At 38.3% G+C, this 16,827-nt stretch carries 12 protein-coding genes; all 12 read left to right on the top strand.

What is annotated here, in order from left to right; genetic code table 11:
- Window positions 1–522: 522 nt before the first annotated feature.
- Window positions 523–2,838, top strand: a complete 2,316-nt coding sequence (locus C7Y66_RS04960; RefSeq protein ID WP_106166933.1) for a polysaccharide biosynthesis tyrosine autokinase — start codon at window positions 523–525, stop codon at window positions 2,836–2,838.
- 195 nt (window positions 2,839–3,033) lie between these two features.
- Complete coding sequence (locus C7Y66_RS04965) at window positions 3,034–5,250, top strand: hypothetical protein (RefSeq protein ID WP_233222532.1); 2,217 nt, start codon at window positions 3,034–3,036, stop codon at window positions 5,248–5,250.
- A gap of 194 nt (window positions 5,251–5,444) precedes the next feature.
- A complete protein-coding gene (locus tag C7Y66_RS04970; RefSeq protein ID WP_106544709.1) occupies window positions 5,445–6,932 on the top strand; it encodes an MBOAT family protein in 1,488 nt (495 codons plus the stop codon).
- Between the two features lie 10 nt (window positions 6,933–6,942).
- Window positions 6,943–7,857 carry a hypothetical protein gene (locus tag C7Y66_RS04975; protein ID WP_146149734.1) on the top strand — a complete coding sequence of 305 codons (915 nt, stop codon included), beginning with the start codon at window positions 6,943–6,945 and terminating at the stop codon, window positions 7,855–7,857.
- An 87-nt stretch (window positions 7,858–7,944) separates the two neighbouring features.
- Entirely contained in the window at window positions 7,945–8,778 is an 834-nt protein-coding gene (locus C7Y66_RS04980; RefSeq protein WP_106544711.1) for a class I SAM-dependent methyltransferase, read from the top strand.
- Window positions 8,779–8,820: 42 nt separating this feature from the next.
- Window positions 8,821–9,747: a glucose-1-phosphate thymidylyltransferase RfbA gene (gene rfbA, locus C7Y66_RS04985; RefSeq protein WP_015156568.1), complete on the top strand. Its 927-nt coding sequence runs from the start codon at window positions 8,821–8,823 to the stop codon at window positions 9,745–9,747.
- Window positions 9,748–9,751: 4 nt separating this feature from the next.
- Complete coding sequence (rfbC, locus tag C7Y66_RS04990) at window positions 9,752–10,297, top strand: dTDP-4-dehydrorhamnose 3,5-epimerase (RefSeq protein WP_015156569.1); 546 nt, start codon at window positions 9,752–9,754, stop codon at window positions 10,295–10,297.
- Window positions 10,294–11,208 (top strand): dTDP-4-dehydrorhamnose reductase, encoded by a 915-nt coding sequence (gene rfbD / locus C7Y66_RS04995; protein ID WP_106544712.1) that lies wholly within the window; start codon window positions 10,294–10,296, stop codon window positions 11,206–11,208. The genes rfbC and rfbD overlap by 4 nt, the downstream gene beginning before the upstream one ends.
- Window positions 11,209–11,382: 174 nt before the next feature.
- Window positions 11,383–12,378 carry a glycosyltransferase family 2 protein gene (locus tag C7Y66_RS05000; protein ID WP_015156571.1) on the top strand — a complete coding sequence of 332 codons (996 nt, stop codon included), beginning with the start codon at window positions 11,383–11,385 and terminating at the stop codon, window positions 12,376–12,378.
- Window positions 12,375–13,331: a lysylphosphatidylglycerol synthase transmembrane domain-containing protein gene (locus C7Y66_RS05005; protein WP_106544713.1), complete on the top strand. Its 957-nt coding sequence runs from the start codon at window positions 12,375–12,377 to the stop codon at window positions 13,329–13,331. Before C7Y66_RS05000 ends, C7Y66_RS05005 begins: the two co-directional genes overlap by 4 nt.
- Window positions 13,332–13,427: 96 nt before the next feature.
- Window positions 13,428–14,720 (top strand): NAD(P)/FAD-dependent oxidoreductase, encoded by a 1,293-nt coding sequence (locus C7Y66_RS05010; RefSeq protein WP_106544714.1) that lies wholly within the window; start codon window positions 13,428–13,430, stop codon window positions 14,718–14,720.
- Window positions 14,721–14,798: 78 nt separating this feature from the next.
- Window positions 14,799–16,661 carry a hypothetical protein gene (locus C7Y66_RS05015; RefSeq protein WP_106544715.1) on the top strand — a complete coding sequence of 621 codons (1,863 nt, stop codon included), beginning with the start codon at window positions 14,799–14,801 and terminating at the stop codon, window positions 16,659–16,661.
- Window positions 16,662–16,827 lie beyond the last annotated feature (166 nt).

Below are 16,827 nucleotides of genomic sequence, written 5' to 3' on the forward strand. Positions count from 1 at the left end.
AATTAATACTAACGATGAAGTTTCGACGCTTGACCTGCTAATACACTAATCTAGTCAAGCTCGATTAAAAATACATTTATTTTTACAAATAAACTTTTTTATTCTGCTATTGTTTGCTATTATTTAAAGTAAGTTAAAAAGGATAGCAACATTCAGGTAAGTCATAGTTGTTTGAGTCATGCATATCTGACTAGCTGACTTCTGTTGCAGTATGAGGTTTTCAAGAAGATATTCCGAATACATTTTAGCTACCTTAGATAAGATAGGTTAGTCTTTAACAGAAATAATGAAGTTGCCCGATCGCGATTTTTATTATTTTTAGCTTCCGAAATACGCTATTGCGATCGCCAATCCTTGCAACTATCATTTTAATGTCAGCAAACCAATCTTATCGGCGCAGCGAGACAAAATCTTCTTTTTCGCACTGCTTTCGACTTAACGATAATTCATTCTCTCTGCACCTCACTCCAACCACGTACTTGAAAGCATCTGTTAAAACATTTAACACTGAAGGAATTAGTGATGGCTGATACTAGTCTAGATAACGAGCGACTGTCTGTAGAGCATAGAGTAGAGAATAGAGCCAATGCAACCGATCTTCGGCAACTATTTACAGTTTTACTGCGTCGCCGCCTTTTGATCTTAAGTCTTTTCTGCATTCCTCTGTCCGCCTCAAGCTTTCTGGCACTGATGGCAAAGCCGACATATCAGAGTTCTATGCAATTGCTAGTCAGCTCTAATCTTTACCAGGGACAAAACAGTAATGCACAAGGAGGAGTAGAGGAGAGTGATTTTACTGACTCAAATCTTAAAGTTGACTACACGGCACAACTTAGCGTGATGACAAGTCCAAAGCTCGTAGAGAGGGCTGTGGAACTACTTCGTCCTGAGTACCCTAATATTACAGTAGAAGAGATCAACGGCAAACCAGCGAAAGTTAAACAATCACCGCTAAAAGTAACTCAAGTAGAAAGCGGAACAAAAACTTTGCAAACACTCAGTCAAGTTTTTGAAGTAACTTTTGTAGCAGGAGACCCTATTAAGAGTCAAAAAGTTCTTCAAGCACTACAAAATGTCTATCAAATTTATAATTTAGAACAGCAGAAATTACGCCTAACCAATGGACTTGCTTTTGTTAACGAGCAATTGCCCAAAATCCGAAAAGATGTGTCACAGGCTGAGGCGAACCTAGAAAATTTTCGCAAGCAAAATAAACTACTCGACCCAGAAGTACAGGCAAAAAATTTGTTGGATGCACTTGCGGCTGTCGAGAGCGAGCGACGAACAATTCGCGCCCAGTTTCAGGATCAACAAGCTCGCTACAATAAGCTACAGCAGCAAATAAGTCGATCGCCACAACAAGCACTCATTGCCTCTCGTCTCAGCCAATCTCCTCGTTATCAGTCATTACTGGATGAAATTCAAGCACTAGATGTCACTTTAGAAAAGCTGCGGGTGCAATACAGAGACGATTACCCCAAAGTTCAAGATTTACTCAAGCAGCGTCAAAACCTAATTGGTTTATTACGTACGGAAGCAGGGCGCTCTGCGGATCGATTACCTGCCCAACTAAGTACCACAGAAAAATCTCTGCCCAAACAACTACAGCTTGGCGATTCTGACCGGAAGCTAGTTGATGCCTTGGTTGATGCACAGGTAGTTTGGTTTGGTTTGAGTGCCCGCGACCAAAGCCTTGCTAAATCGGAACAGCAACTGCGCTCTACTCTGCTTAAATACCCACAACTATTAGCAGAGTACAACCGTCTCATGCCAGAAATTGCGATCAATCGAAAAACCCTGGAGCAACTTCTCCAGACGCAACAAAATTTGGGGATTAAAATTGCGCAGGGCGGATTTAACTGGCAAATCATCCGAGATCCCGAACCTGGCGTATACATGGGAACTGGCAGAATAATGCTTTTGGTATCAGGGGCAGTATTTGGTTTAGTTTTAGGTATTGGAGCTGCCTTTCTTCTTGAAGCACTCGATGATACAATTCACTCTTGCGACGAACTACAGAAACTGAGTTCCCTACCTGTATTAGGTATTACACCAAAATTACCAAACTTTGAGCTTAAGAAGCCGTCGATCGCTCTACCTTTCTTCAAACAGCAAAGTTTAACCTCTCAACGAATACAAGCATTAAACTGGTTTCCTTTCCGCGAGTCGATGGATCTGATATATCAAAACATTCAAATCTTAGGTTCGCCCCTATCCTTCAAGTCTTTGCTACTCACTTCAGCACTGACTGGTGAGGGTAAGTCAACACTGGCTGCGGGTATGGCACTGAGTGTAGCCCGTTTACAACGGCGAGTTCTCCTAATTGATGCGGATCTACGACGCTCCAATATTCACAAACTACTGAATCTATCTAACGATCGAGGGTTATCTACACTATTGACTGAAGAAGCAGATGTACGGGAGCGGGATTGCATTCAATCTGTGCAACCTTCACTGGATGTTTTGACGGCAGGACCAACACCAACAGATATAGTTAAGCTATTAAGCTCTCAACGCATGAAGCATCTAATCGAGTCTTTTGAACAATCTTACGATTTGGTACTCGTAGATGCTCCTCCTATATTGGGATTGGCGGATGCCAGCATTGTTGCATCACTCTGTAGTGGTACTGTGGTAGTCGAACGCCTGAATCGCGTGACTCGATTTGACCTCAATCAATCTTTAGAAGCCTTAAGTAAGCTGAACGTTATTGGAGCCATAATTAATGAGTCTAAGGAGTGTAACAGTAGGTACACTGTATATGACGGGACTTCCCAGGACAATCTAGAGCGGGGTTTTACAACTAACCCTAATTTAGCAGGTAGAGGAATTTTCTAGAATTCAGTCGTGAGACAGTAAGAACACACAGGCTGCTAGATTCTCAGATGACTTGGGAGAATACATCGTATTCCAAGAGATTTTCCAACTTAGGTTCCATCTAGTTTCACCTATAGACAGATGAGATTGCTTAAACCTTCTGCCAAAAGATCCGTCCTTTTCCATGTTGTCCTGGCGATCGCATGTACAGCAACAGTGGTTCTTTCTACTTTCAATGATGCTGTTAGTACGTCTGATGCTTTTCAAGTTAGGGTAAGTTCAAAACAACCTGGTAACTTATTTATTGAGTCTCAGCCAGTTGACTTAATGATTCAAGTTTCAGGAAATAAGCCTGACGTTGTAGAGTATAAGATCCGGGAACATAATGGTTCTTGGACTAGCAATGCTAAGATTCCATTACGATCTCAGGTCGATCCACTTAAAGGGATTCCGTTGCATCTTCAACTACCTAGTCGTGGATTGTATTACTTGACAGTTTCAGCCCGCGCAGGGCAGTCAAAAGTTGAGGCTAAAACCAAAGTTGGGGTGGTGTTCGATCCTAGTCCAGTTAACCCTGACTCTCGCTGGGGTTTGTTTACAATTCCTTATGATGGAGAAAACGATCCTGCTAAAGCAGCCGCTTTAGCTCGCAGCCACCGACTACTGGGTGCTGCTTGGAGTCGCCTCAACTTTTGGCATTGGTCTTATGAAAATCTACAAGTTAAGCCGACCTCAGCTCAAGCGCGGGATTTAAAAATCTCTGCCTCTTCAAATCAACTTCAGCCAACAGATAAAACAGAGTCTGACAACTTTTTTCAAAAAATCGTTGCAAAAGCTGATTTTCTGAAACTGCATACTTTGTGTCCCTTGCTTAGTGCCAACAAAAATGATTCGCAGGTTTCAGTTAGTTTTAGCAAGTGGAAAGGAATAGCTCAGGCTCTGCATCGGGAAGGGATTAGCGTTATGGGCGAGTTTGCAGAAATGCCTCGCGAATTGTCTTCTCGTCCACAGGAAACCCAAGAAACAGGCGAAGGTGCAGCAGTATGGGCGCGTGTAAAGCCGAGAGACTATCAGTTATGGAATCAACTTGTGGAGAAAACTGCGCGGGAGTTTAAGCAAGAAATTCAATTTTGGGAAATCTGGAACGAACCAGATGCTAATAACTTTTGGTTAGGAACACCAGAGGAATTTGCCGAACTGATCCGGCAAACTGCCAGAGCAGTGAAATCTGCTAACCCGAAAGCTCAAATTGTTGCATCTGGTTTTACTAGTCATGGCGTGTCCTTTCTAGATCGAGTGCTAAAGCAAGGCGTAGCTCCTCTCATCGATGTCTTTTCTTTTCACACTAATGACTTAGCCCCTTATAAAGCCTTACTCTCAAAACACGGCGTGCCAGCGGAACGTCCCATCTGGGGAACGGAAGATCCAACTTTAGTTAGTCTTAGAGGGATGAAGGAAGGATATGCACGGCAATTTCATTTCTTCCACAAACGATTTGGCACGAATTACGATAGCTTTGCTGCACTTGTAGATCGCGACTTAACGCCGCTCCCAGATGGAATTACTTACTCAGTAGCGGCGCATATTATCGGTAATGCGCAGGTAGTGGAAAGCATAGATCGCCCATCCGCGCAAATTTACGTCTTTCAAAAAGGCAACGAGGCGATCGCAACATGGAAAGTCTTACAAGCTGGTTTGAGTGGTGGAAGTGTCACTTATGCAGTAACACCTTTACCAGGTAAAACTCCTCAGCTTATTGATGCCATGGGTCGCAGCAAACCCCTAAAGCTTAAGAATGGTGAGGTCACTCTACCAATCGACCAAACGACATTCATCCGAGATGCAAGTAAAATTAAAATAGCCAAGTACAGCCTACCGCGAGAGAAATCCGATCCTTTACAGTACGTATTTTTAGCCAAAACAGGTAAATGGACAAAGGAATGGATGTTGGCTCAACCTGGAAAGCACAATCCTCCACCTGCGAGTGACTTCTGGCAACCTTTTCTGCAAATATTTGCAAGCAGCGAACCCAGTCCAGAAGGATACTCAGTCGAGATCCCGATTAACGTGCCTAAGCCTGGACGTTACCAGTTACTGTTTACGGGCATAACCACAAACTCCTTACTTGAGAAGTATCGTTGGACATCACCGTTTGCATGGAGTATTGATGGAGGTCAGAAGACACAAGTTACAGCTCCGCTTAAAAGCTATTGGCGTGTCAATCGGCAGACACAAACTAAGAATGAATTGGTCAAACCAGAGGAGATGGCAGCTACGGGTGGTCCAGAACTTTATCAAGAACTTGGTGTTGTAGAGTTATCTCAAGGTCAGCATACTTTTCGCCTTGAGTTGACCGCAGGAAGGACAACTCCAGATAAACTCTATACCACTTTTTTTGAAGGTATTGTTCTAAGACCTATTCAAGAAAACTAAGTTTGAGAATGAACCATTAACGAGCGATCGCCCCGCTGAAAGCTTGCACGAATCATTTAGCGATCGCCAATAGACCAATATTATCAGTCTTAATTAGCATCAAGCTGCGGATAAAGTTGTTCACAACTAACGCTCTTCAACATCTAACTAATAGTTACTAAACTATTCAAACCTTAGTCAAAAAATAACAAGCCATGTTATTTACCAGCCCAGAATTTGCTATTTTCTTTTTAGTTACTTTTATAATTTACTACTTGCCGTTTTTTCAAAAACAGCAACCCATAATCATCATTGCTGGAAGTTTCATTTTCTACGGATGGAACTCCTCATGGCTTACTGGATTGCTAGCGCTATCAATTAGCCTTAACGCGATTGCTAGTTTTCAAATAATCAATTTATTGAACAAACGCAAAAAACGCCTTTGGATGACTTTAGGCATAGTAGGAAACTTGCTTATTTTAGGTTTTTTTAAATACGGCATACTTATAACTAATTTTATTACTACTACTTTTCATATATCAAATGTTTTGACCGATAGCATTATCACCTTGCTATCCGATCTACCAGTACCTATTGGTTTATCTTTTTACACATTTTTATCTATTGGTTTACTAGTCGATCTTACTAGAGAACAAAGTTTTGTTTTAAGAGGAAGTTATAGCAAAAAAATCAGTTTCAGGCATCATCTTCTTAGCACGTCATTGTTTATTACTTTCTTTCCCAGCTTAATTTCAGGACCTATTTCAAGAGCAAGTGACTTTTATGCTCAAATTCAACCAAAATTTTTGAAGAATATACCTTGGTACGATGTTTTGCGATCGCTGATAATTGGCTATTATTTAAAAATGGTAATAGCTGACAATTTAAAGGATTACACGTACTGGATTAGCTTTCCTTACTATCAAAGCTTAGGAACTATGACAAATATAGTTCTATTAGTTGGCTACTCAATACAGATATTTGCAGATTTTGCTGGTTACTCATTAATAGCGATAGGTCTAGCTGCGGCTCTAGGTTATAGACTACCACAAAACTTTAATTTTCCTTATGTATCTCTCTCGCTGTCAGAATTTTGGAGACGCTGGCACATTTCATTATCAACATGGCTAAGAGACTATTTATACTTTCCTTTGGGAGGGAATAGAAAAGGTAAAATTAGAACCTATATCAACTTGATAGTCGTTATGACACTAGGCGGACTGTGGCATGGAGCAACATGGAACTATGCAGTATGGGGTATTTTCCACGGTTGCGGATTAGCTGTAGAAAGATTACTAGGTGTCAATCAAACATCAAAAGAAATACAAGCTCGGTCAAATTCTTTTTGGCAGCAATTCTTATTAGATTTAATTCGTTGGTTTCTGATCTTTAGCTTTGTTTCAATAGGTTGGATATTCTTCAAATTAGTTAATTTTGATGCTGCAATAGATTTTTTCATTACTTTAACTAGAAATATTCATCAAAAATTGTCTCTCGACCTCATCGTCCCTACTACTTTATTTGCTTTACCAGTTATTATCTCGCACTCATTTTATCTCTTAACTTATAAATATTTTTCTAATCATAAACTACTAAAAAATATTTCATTAAAAAGTGGTATGGATTTAGTCTTAGGAATACTACTAGCACTGACTCTTCTCGATGCTGGCAGCACTGATACATTTATATACTTTCAGTTTTAGGAGCGATCGCATGTTTTTTATTTCTAACTTAAGTTTAGTAATTCGTCCGTTATTAGTTTGTATAGCTTGCCTTATTTTATATCAAAGTTCTATATTCTATGGTTTTTTACCTTCTAGTGAAGGAATCAATCAATGGCAAGCTAATATTATTAAAGCAGAAAAATATATTTACGATCGAAGCTCAACACCTATTGTTTTAGTAGGAAGTTCATTAGCAAATAATCTTCCTATTAAATATTTCAGCAATCGAGCAACTAATTTAGGTATGTCTGGAGGTTCTACCCAAACTGGCTTAGAGATTGTTAGAAGAAAAGACATAAAACCGCGTTTATTATTAGTTGAATTAAATGATACTATCGGGCGAAAATTAGATACTAAGTTAGTCAATCCTTTATTTCATCCTTTAACATCATTTATAAAAATTCATTTTCCGATGTTTAGGCAAGAATATCGTCCTACTAGCGTTTTAATACAGTATTTAGAAAATGAGTATAAACAAAGAAATGTAAGAGACGTTGAACGCCAAGATGAAAAACAAGTTATTAATTCAGATTTTCGTAAAAAAATGATAGAACAGTTGGTTGAGGATCGTAATATTGAACTAGATACTCAACAAAAACAGTTGATAGTAAAAGAAGCTGAATTTATCAAAAATCAAATTGCAGATATTCAAAAAGAAGCTGTTCGAGTTATTTTATTTGATATACCTGGCGAACCAGTTGTTGATAATACTACAAAACAAAGGCAAATTAGAGAATTACTAAAATCGCTTTTTCCGAAAAACTCTTTTGAGTGGTTACCAGAATTACCCGCTGGTAAATGGATAACGAGTGATGGAATTCATTTAGTCCAGTCAAATGCTAAAGAGTATGTTTCTCAACTCGATCGAGTAATTAATAAATTACTGAATCAAAGTCACAACTAACTGATTTTTTCTGATTTTTTCTCCATTGAAACTTAGGTTTTGAAAATTTAGAATAAGGGAGTTAAAACTATTTCTGGAGATGCGATCGTGCGAGCCTTAAATGTTGCTAAAAGTGCAGTAAAAAATTTTGCTTTTCACAAGCTGGGGAGATGTAATGTATGTGGAAAAATATCGTTATTCGTCTGCTTGGATGTGGATATGGCACGCAATAATATGTACTGCATGTTTTGTCGTAGCTCGTCTAGAAAAAGACACGTTGCCAAAATCATTCTTAGTGAAGTTATTCAAAATACTCCTTCTATTTCTTGTATTCCAAAAAAACAAAGCTTAAAAATTTATAGTACTGATACGAACGATGCTTTTTATAAAGTATTACGTAATTATGACTCATACACATCCTCAATTTTCTCACCTAATATCAAAACAGGAACGGAAATTCATGAAAGAGTATTTTGTCAAAATTTAGAAAAATTAACTTTTGATAATGAAACTTTCGATCTTGTCATCACAGAAGATGTATTTGAACATGTCAGAGATTATCAAAGAGGATTTTCTGAAGTCAATCGAGTTTTAAAAACAGGAGGTTATCATATTTTTACTGTTCCTTGTTATTTTGATAGACCGACTCTTGTTCGCGTTGATACTTCTACGGATGAGGACGTATATCTTTTGCCTCCCGAATATCATGGAGATAAAATTCGCGGCAAGATTTTAGCCTATAGAACTTTTGGAATCGATCTTTTTCATTTCTTACACTCGCTCGGATTTGAGACAAGAGTGGATTTTTCTAATTACTCCGACCAAAAACTAGGAATTTTTAACAGCTATGTTTTTATTACTAGAAAGGTTTTTCATCATGAAAGTCTCTCTGTCACTGCGGTAGATCCTAGTTATTATCAACTTCATTCCAGCGAAAATTAACGTAAAACTAGTCGTTTTACATCATCAACTGAGGTATATCAAATGAAAGGCATTATTTTAGCTGGTGGCTCTGGAACTCGACTTTATCCTTTAACTCGTGTTGTTAGTAAGCAGTTAATGTCTGTTTACGACAAACCAATGATTTACTATCCCTTATCCATACTAATGCTAGCGGGGATTAGAGAAATATTGATTATTTCTACACCTAACGATCTACCGCTGTTTCAAGAGTTATTGAAAGATGGTAGTCAGTGGGGATTGAAGTTTAGTTATATCGAACAGCCTAAACCTGAAGGGTTAGCGCAAGCTTTTATCTTAGGTCAAGATTTTATTCAAAACGAACCAGTTTGTCTGATTCTAGGTGATAACATTTTTCACGGACATGGGTTAAGTGAAATATTAGCTCGTGCTTCCATGCTTCGCAAAGGAGGATTAATATTTGGTTATCCAGTTAAAGACCCGCGACAATACGGTGTAGTTGAGTTCGATCCTCGCGGACGTGCTGTCAGTATTGAAGAAAAACCTCTCATTCCTAAATCCAAGTATGCAGTACCTGGAATATACTTTTATGACTCTCAGGTAGTGAAAATCGCTACGAGCCTTAAGCCTTCTGCTCGTAATGAATTAGAAATTACAGATGTGAATTCAGTTTACCTCAACCGAGGTCAGCTAAGAGTAGAGGTTTTGGGTCGAGGATATGCTTGGTTGGATACAGGTACACACGAATCGTTGCATCAGGCAGCTAACTTTATTCAAACTTTAGAAGAACGGCAAGGACTCAAAATTGCTTGCATTGAAGAAATTGCCTATCGACAAGGATATATTGACTCAGTTCAGTTGCGCTACCTTGCTAAACCTATGCTCAAAAGTAGTTATGGAAGATATTTGATGGAGCTTCTAGACGATGAATCTCATGTGATGACGACACTCAGCGAGCTAGAGCAGGCATTTTATGCGCTTAAAGGATAGAACCATGAGAGTTATAGAAACTGCCATTCCTGACGTTCTCATAATTGAGCCGCACGTGTTCGGAGATAACCGAGGCTTCTTTTACGAAAGCTATAACGAAAAGGCTTTTTGGGAAAAAATCGGCATTTCAGCTCGTTTTGTCCAAGACAATCATTCTCGCTCTACCAAGAATGTATTGCGTGGTCTGCACTATCAAATTCAGCAACCTCAAGGCAAGCTTGTAAGAGTTGTACAAGGAGCCGTATTTGATGTTGCGGTAGATTTAAGAAAGCAATCGAAGACTTTCGGTCAATGGGTAGGAGCCTTTTTAAGTGCAGAAAATAACCAGCAGCTTTGGGTTCCTAAAGGCTTTGCTCACGGGTTTATGGTACTCACTGAATACGTAGAGTTTTTATATAAAACCACAGATTATTATGCTCCACAGCACGAACGCTGTGTTTTGTGGAACGATCCCGATCTGGCGATCGCTTGGCCTCTTGAAAATGAGCCAGTTCTATCTGCCAAAGATCGAGCTGGGAAATTGCTACGAGAAGCAGAGGTATTTGCATGAAAATTCTATTGACAGGTATAACTGGGCAAGTAGGTTGGGAACTACAGCAGACCTTAATGCCTTTGGGTAAAGTCATCTCTACAGGACGCAGCACCAGTCAAAGAGCGCTGCAAATGGATTTGGCTCAACCAGACACTATTCGTCGGACGCTGCGCGAAGTTAAACCCACCTTAATTGTTAACGCTGCTGCGTATACATCTGTGGACAAAGCTGAATTAGATTCGGATACAGCAATGGCAGTGAATGGAATTGCCCCTGGCATCATTGCAGAAGAAGCAAAATTACTAGGTGCAGCAGTCATTCACTATTCAACAGACTACGTGTTTGATGGTAAAAAAAGTACAGCATACACCGAGCTGGATTTACCCAACCCTCAAAATGTTTATGGTAAAACCAAACTCATAGGCGAGCAGGCTATTGAGGCAGTGGGTGGCTCGTATTCTATCCTTCGCACTAGTTGGGTATATAGCCGACATCGGAACAATTTTCTGCTGACAATCCTGCGGCTAGCTCAGGAACGAGAGGAATTGCGAGTCGTTAACGACCAAGTTGGATCTCCCACCTGGAGTCGCTTAATTGCTGAAGCTACAGCACAAATTTTATTTCAAGCCACAAAACACAATCTATATGATTTCTTAGCTCATAAAAGTGGGATATATCACTTGAGTGCTACGGGACAAGTTAGTTGGTATGGTTTTGCTAAAGCGATTCTCGAACAAGAGCGAAAGTTTAACATGTTCAAGTTACAGAGGTTAGTCGCGATCGCCTCAGAGCAGTATTCTACACCAGCAAAGCGACCGGCTTATTCTGTATTGAACAATCAAAAGTTATCTGACACATTCGGGATCGTATTACCAAACTGGCAAAGAACCCTACAGTTGTTACTAACTCCAGAAGCGATCGCGAGTTAACTGCTACAGCCCTTTCTGGTTGAGAACTATTGAAAACTATCAGGGTGTTTTAGCATCGCGCTTCAGCTCTTAAAATGCTGACTGAATGCTAGTTTGAGATTTCACTTTTCGATCTACAGAATACCTCAAACTGAGCGATCGTCACGATACTTCACCTTAAGAACTACTCTTCCAATGCTGTCAATTGTAATCCCACTTTTCAACGAAGAAGAGAATATTCCGAAGCTCTACGAGCGTATCGTTGGTGCTTCCCCTACTTGGAATTCTGCGTTTGAAGCCATCCTCGTAGATGATGGAAGTACCGATCGAACTCTTTCTCTTTTACGCAAACTCTATCAAAAAGATTCGCGTTTTAAGTATATTAGTTTTTCTCGTAACTTTGGTCATCAAACAGCTGTCAGTGCAGGTCTTCGTTATACAACTGGCGATGTGATAGCTGTCATAGATGCTGACTTGCAAGATCCTCCTGAAGAACTTTACCGCTTTTTAGATAAGTGGCGACAAGGATATCAAGTAGTTTACGGAGTTAGAACTAAAAGAAAAGAAAATATCTTCAAACGCTCTGCTTACTACATTTTTTACCGCATACTAGCGTGGTGTTCGTCTATTAAGATCCCCTTAGATTCAGGAGATTTTTGCATTATGGATAGAACCATCGTGGATTGGTTGAATGTCATGCCCGAACGCAATCGTTTTGTCCGAGGACTGCGCTCTTGGATAGGTTATCGGCAAATTGGTATTCCCTACGAACGACATAAGCGTTTTGCTGGAGAGGTAAAATATACGTTTCAGAAACTTTTGCGTCTTGCCCTGGATGGCATGATCGACTTCTCCTATCGACCTTTACAAGTTAGTGGCATTTTCGGTCTATTCATTTGTTTCTTTTCCTTAGTAAGTATTGTATTCTTTTTCCTGCATCGGATTTTAGGATTTAGGGTTTTCGGCTATTCTCCTCAAGATGTACCAGGCTTTACATCTTTGATTTTAGCAACTTTATTTCTTGGAGGCGCTCAACTAACAACGTTGGGACTTTTTGGTGAGTATCTAGGGCGAATTTTTGATGAGGTGAAGCAACGTCCACTCTATATTGTCAAAGAACAGGATGGTTTTGAAACTAAAAAAGAGGCTTACAATACTGCGACACTTCTCCCAGGAGATATTAGAATTTGAAACGCAATTCACTAGTTTGGTTAGGGTGGTTAATTAGTTTTATTTTTCTCTACTTTGTTTTCCGTAGATTGGATTGGGTATCGGTAATAGAGGCTTTTAATAAAGTTTCTTTATCCACTCTCATAACGATGGTAGGAGTATATTGTTTAGGATTCATCATCAGAGCGTGGCGCTGGAAATTTTTACTTCCTCATAGAGTTTCTATGGGTGATTCTTTGGGAGCAGTAGTTTTAGGATATGGAGCCAATAATATCTTACCAGCTCGTTTAGGTGAAATTGTTAGGGCGCAGGCGATCGGTAAAAGTTGTCAAATTAGTCGCTCTTTTGCTCTAGCCAGTATCCTAGTCGAACGTATTTTTGATGGTTTAGTGCTAGTAGGATTGTTATATTTGGGAACGAGAAACAGTAGCATTCCTACATGGGTTTCGTCAATAGGAGGTTTAGGACTCGCTATCTTTGGAGGAGCGTTAACAATAGTCGTGCTGTTAACTTTGACTCGTTCTCTATGGGATACAAAAACTAATATTTTACCTTCGACAAAGTTACAAAATTTTCTCCAGCAGTTTGCCAAAGGATTAACATTAGTGTGGCGAACTCCATTCCTTCCTTTAACTATATTAGGATTGAGCCTTACTATTTGGTTAGTGGAGGGAATCGTTTTCCATATTGCTATTCAAGCTTTTGAACTGGAAGTGCCGCTAACAGCTCCCTTATTTGTAATGGGGTTAGTCAATTTAGGCATCCTAGCTCCAACTGCTCCAGGATATTTAGGAGCTTTTCAATATTTCGGAACGCTAGCTCTAAATGTTTGGCAAGTGCCATCAGAAACGGCTTTAGCTTGTATTGTAGTCATTCATGCCTGTCAGTATTTACCTATAACAATCTGGGGATTGAGCTACATTCCTTACTTTGGCTTTACGTCATTAACAAAGCTGAAAAGTGAAATTGAGTAAACCTAGCTTTTACACAGAGCAATTTTTAGACTGCAATTACAAAGTCCGAATAATTCAATCTATATCTAAATCACAAAAAGAGATTTGAACAAAGCAATGAATCTATTAATTATCGGAGGTGGTGCAACTGGCTTAGCATCTGCCTACATCGCAGCTAAACGTGGTGAAAAAGTAACTTTATTAGAGGCTTCTAGTAAGCTAGGAGGACTATTATCAACTTTTGACATTGGAGGAACAAAGCTCGAATGCTTTTATCATCACTTTTTTACTCACGACGCAGAGATTAACTGGCTACTAAAAGAACTAAATCTTTCTCAAGATGTACGATTTGTTGAAACAAAAATGGGTATGTATCGTTATGGAAATATTCATCCTTTCACAACCACAAAAGATTTATTACAATTTCCAAAATTAAGCTTATTAGATAAAATCCGCTTTGGGCTAACTAGTTTATTTCTATCTAAACAAAGAAAGTGGCAAAAATATGAAAATATTTCTGCTTTAGAGTGGTTTTATAAGTGGGCAGGGAGACGGGTTACCAATACTATTTGGTATCCAATGCTTGAAATTAAATTTGGTGAATACGCCGCTAAGATTCCACTTGCTTGGATGATTGGACGAATGACACAGAGGTTGAAATCTCGCTCCAAAGGAAAAGAAAAACTAGGATATTTAAAGGGAAGTCTACAAAGATTAGTTGATGCGCTTGAGGTTAAACTTAGAGAAAAGAAAGTAATTATTTTCAAAAATACTCCAGTCATAGAGCTACTCTTCGAGAACGATCGCGTTATAGGTGTAAAAACTCCTCAAGGAGAGTTTAGAGCTGATAAAATATTAGTCACTATTCCCACCATTTATTTAGCTAAGCTCATTCCAAGCAAATTTTCTAACTATCGCAAACAGCTAGAAAAAATTGAATATTTTGGGGCTATCTGCGTCGTTGTTGTTACAGAAAAACCTTTAAGTAACATCTATTGGTTAAATGTCGGAGATCCTGGTTTTGATTTTGGAGGCGTAATCGAGCAAACGAACTTTTTATCTCCAAAGGAATATCAAGGGTTACACGTCACGTATTTATCTAGATATGCTACTTGGAGGGAACCAATATTATCTAAAAGCGATCCAGAAATTATTAGTCTTTTTAAGAAACAGCTACAGTCAATTTATCCCGATCTAGAAACTAAAGGAATTAAAGATATCCAAGTCTTTCGCACAAAAACAGCTGCTACGGTTTGCGATAAAAATTTTTCTGACAAGATTCCAGCTTACAAAACTCCAATTCCCAATCTTTATATAGCTAGCATGGCACACGTATATCCAGATGAAAGGAGCGTGAATAATAGTATAAAAGTAGCACTCAATGCAGATGCTGTATTGCAAATTTCTTAAAACTAATTCAATATCGAGTTAGTTGAACTTAAAAACTTCTAATAAAAAATAATTTTCGATTCAATAGCAAAGGATGAAATGAATACTCTACTTAGTTTTAAGCATCATAAAAAGAGTTTTGCTCTCATCATTTTATTAGTTGTCGCATTTTTCTCTTCTTTTCCTTGGTCATTTTATGGCATGAATTGGAGAGATTCAGCTTTATACTTTCATCTTGGCAATAGATTACTTCATAATGACTTTCCTTACAGAGACTATGTATTCCAAGTTGGTTTTATACCCATTATCTTTGACGGTTTCTTCCAAAATATTTTAGGTCAAAGTTACTATGCTAGCTTGTTCGCCGCTTTTATAGTTAAGACGACTAATTTGCTAGTTTATTATTTTATATTTCGTCAATTCTCATCTCAGGTTATATCAGTAGCCCTTTGTAGTGGATTTGCTTTGATGAACTCTTCACTAGTTCACTGGAGTACTTCTTACGTATACTTATTTTTGTCGATTTCCGCTCTTTTCATTATTCTTGGGTTAAACAAGCTAGAAAAAGGAAGTTCTACTTTATCATTTCTATATATTGCTACTTCTGGATTCTCTCTTGCTCTCGTTATAGCAGCGCGTCAGAGCAATGGAACCCTTTGCATATTAGTAACATTAGGAGTTATCTTAATTTATTCCTTACGGAACCCAAAAAAATATTTACGTACTCTAACTACTCCTTTTATTACAGGTCTTCTATTAGGTTTAGGAGCATTAGTTTTATTCTTAGCTCTGAATCAAGCTCTTATCCCAGCCTTTCAACAGCTTTTTTTAGATGCATCTGAGAAAAAGAGAGTTGGTGGATTTGCTGCATTAATAGATGTTTTCTTAGGTGGTATTAAATTTGATTCTTCTATTAAAGAAGTTGTCAAAGTTGTTATTATTCCTATATTGTTATCTGCAATAGTCTTTAGATTAATTCAGTATCCGACCAAAGCAAATTCTAAATATAATGTAAACTTAATTGGGATACTGCTACTTCCTTCACTATTACTGATTGGAATGAGTATTTCACTGATAGGACATTTAATAAATACTCATAATTTACCAACTATAATTACTAGTACAGCCCTTTTATTCACCTACGATTTACCAAGTACATTCTTTAGCTTCGCTCTTTTAGGAAGTTGTATTTTTCCTAAATTCAGTCAGAAACTTTTAGGAGTACCAGAGCCAATTTTTCCCTTACTAATAGCTCTCACCCTCGGCTCGACCTGGGCTATGCAGATGTCGTGGCCTGGCAGAGCATATTTAGACTCTGTAATGTTGATGCCACTAACTATTATAACTATATTAATGTCATCTAAGGTTCCTACTTACTGGAAAAAAAGCTTTTGTTTACTATTTCTTGGAATTACAGTTATTATATTTACCGTGTCTCAAATAGGAGGATTTAGTAACAAGGGTTTATATGGGGATGTTCGCTATTCTCTAGATTCACCAATGACAAAATTTATTCAAGTTCCAAAAGATAAAGCTGTTGCTTTCTCAATGCTACGTCAAAATATTAAACCAGGTGAATCTTGTTTTATCTATGGTTCAGCACCTGTTCTTTATACCTTATTACAGTGTAAAAATCCAACATTAGTCGATACTACATATAGTGATTTTTATACTTTAAACGATATTAAAAAAGTCATTGCTTCACTTAGAGAAAATCCTCCAGAATGGATTATTAGTACAGTCGGCGCTCGTCCAATTGATGATACTTTTGACGGCTCGCCAGATTTCTATGGCGTATTTAACCAAGCGGCTCCAAAGGAGTTACATGGATTCATCAAAGAATTCATTAAAGACTACCAACTAGTAAGTACAGTAAGAGATTTATTTCCTAATGGTAAAGATTTGAAAAGCAAAGATCTTGATGATATCCTCGATCTACGTTTATACAGATATACAAAATAAAATTAATTTTTTTAAAAATTACGTGCTAAATCGAAGTTTTTCCTACTATTAAGTAGATTTTTCCTAGTAAAGTTTAAATTTACTAAATAGCTCGTCGCTTTTATCCTTGCAATCTCGTTACCAAGATAAAAATATGGCAATAACAGTCGTATTTTTAGATAACTCT

The sequence above is a fragment of the Chroococcidiopsis sp. CCALA 051 genome (genome assembly GCF_003015105.1).
GTDB lineage: Bacteria > Cyanobacteriota > Cyanobacteriia > Cyanobacteriales > Chroococcidiopsidaceae > Chroococcidiopsis > Chroococcidiopsis thermalis.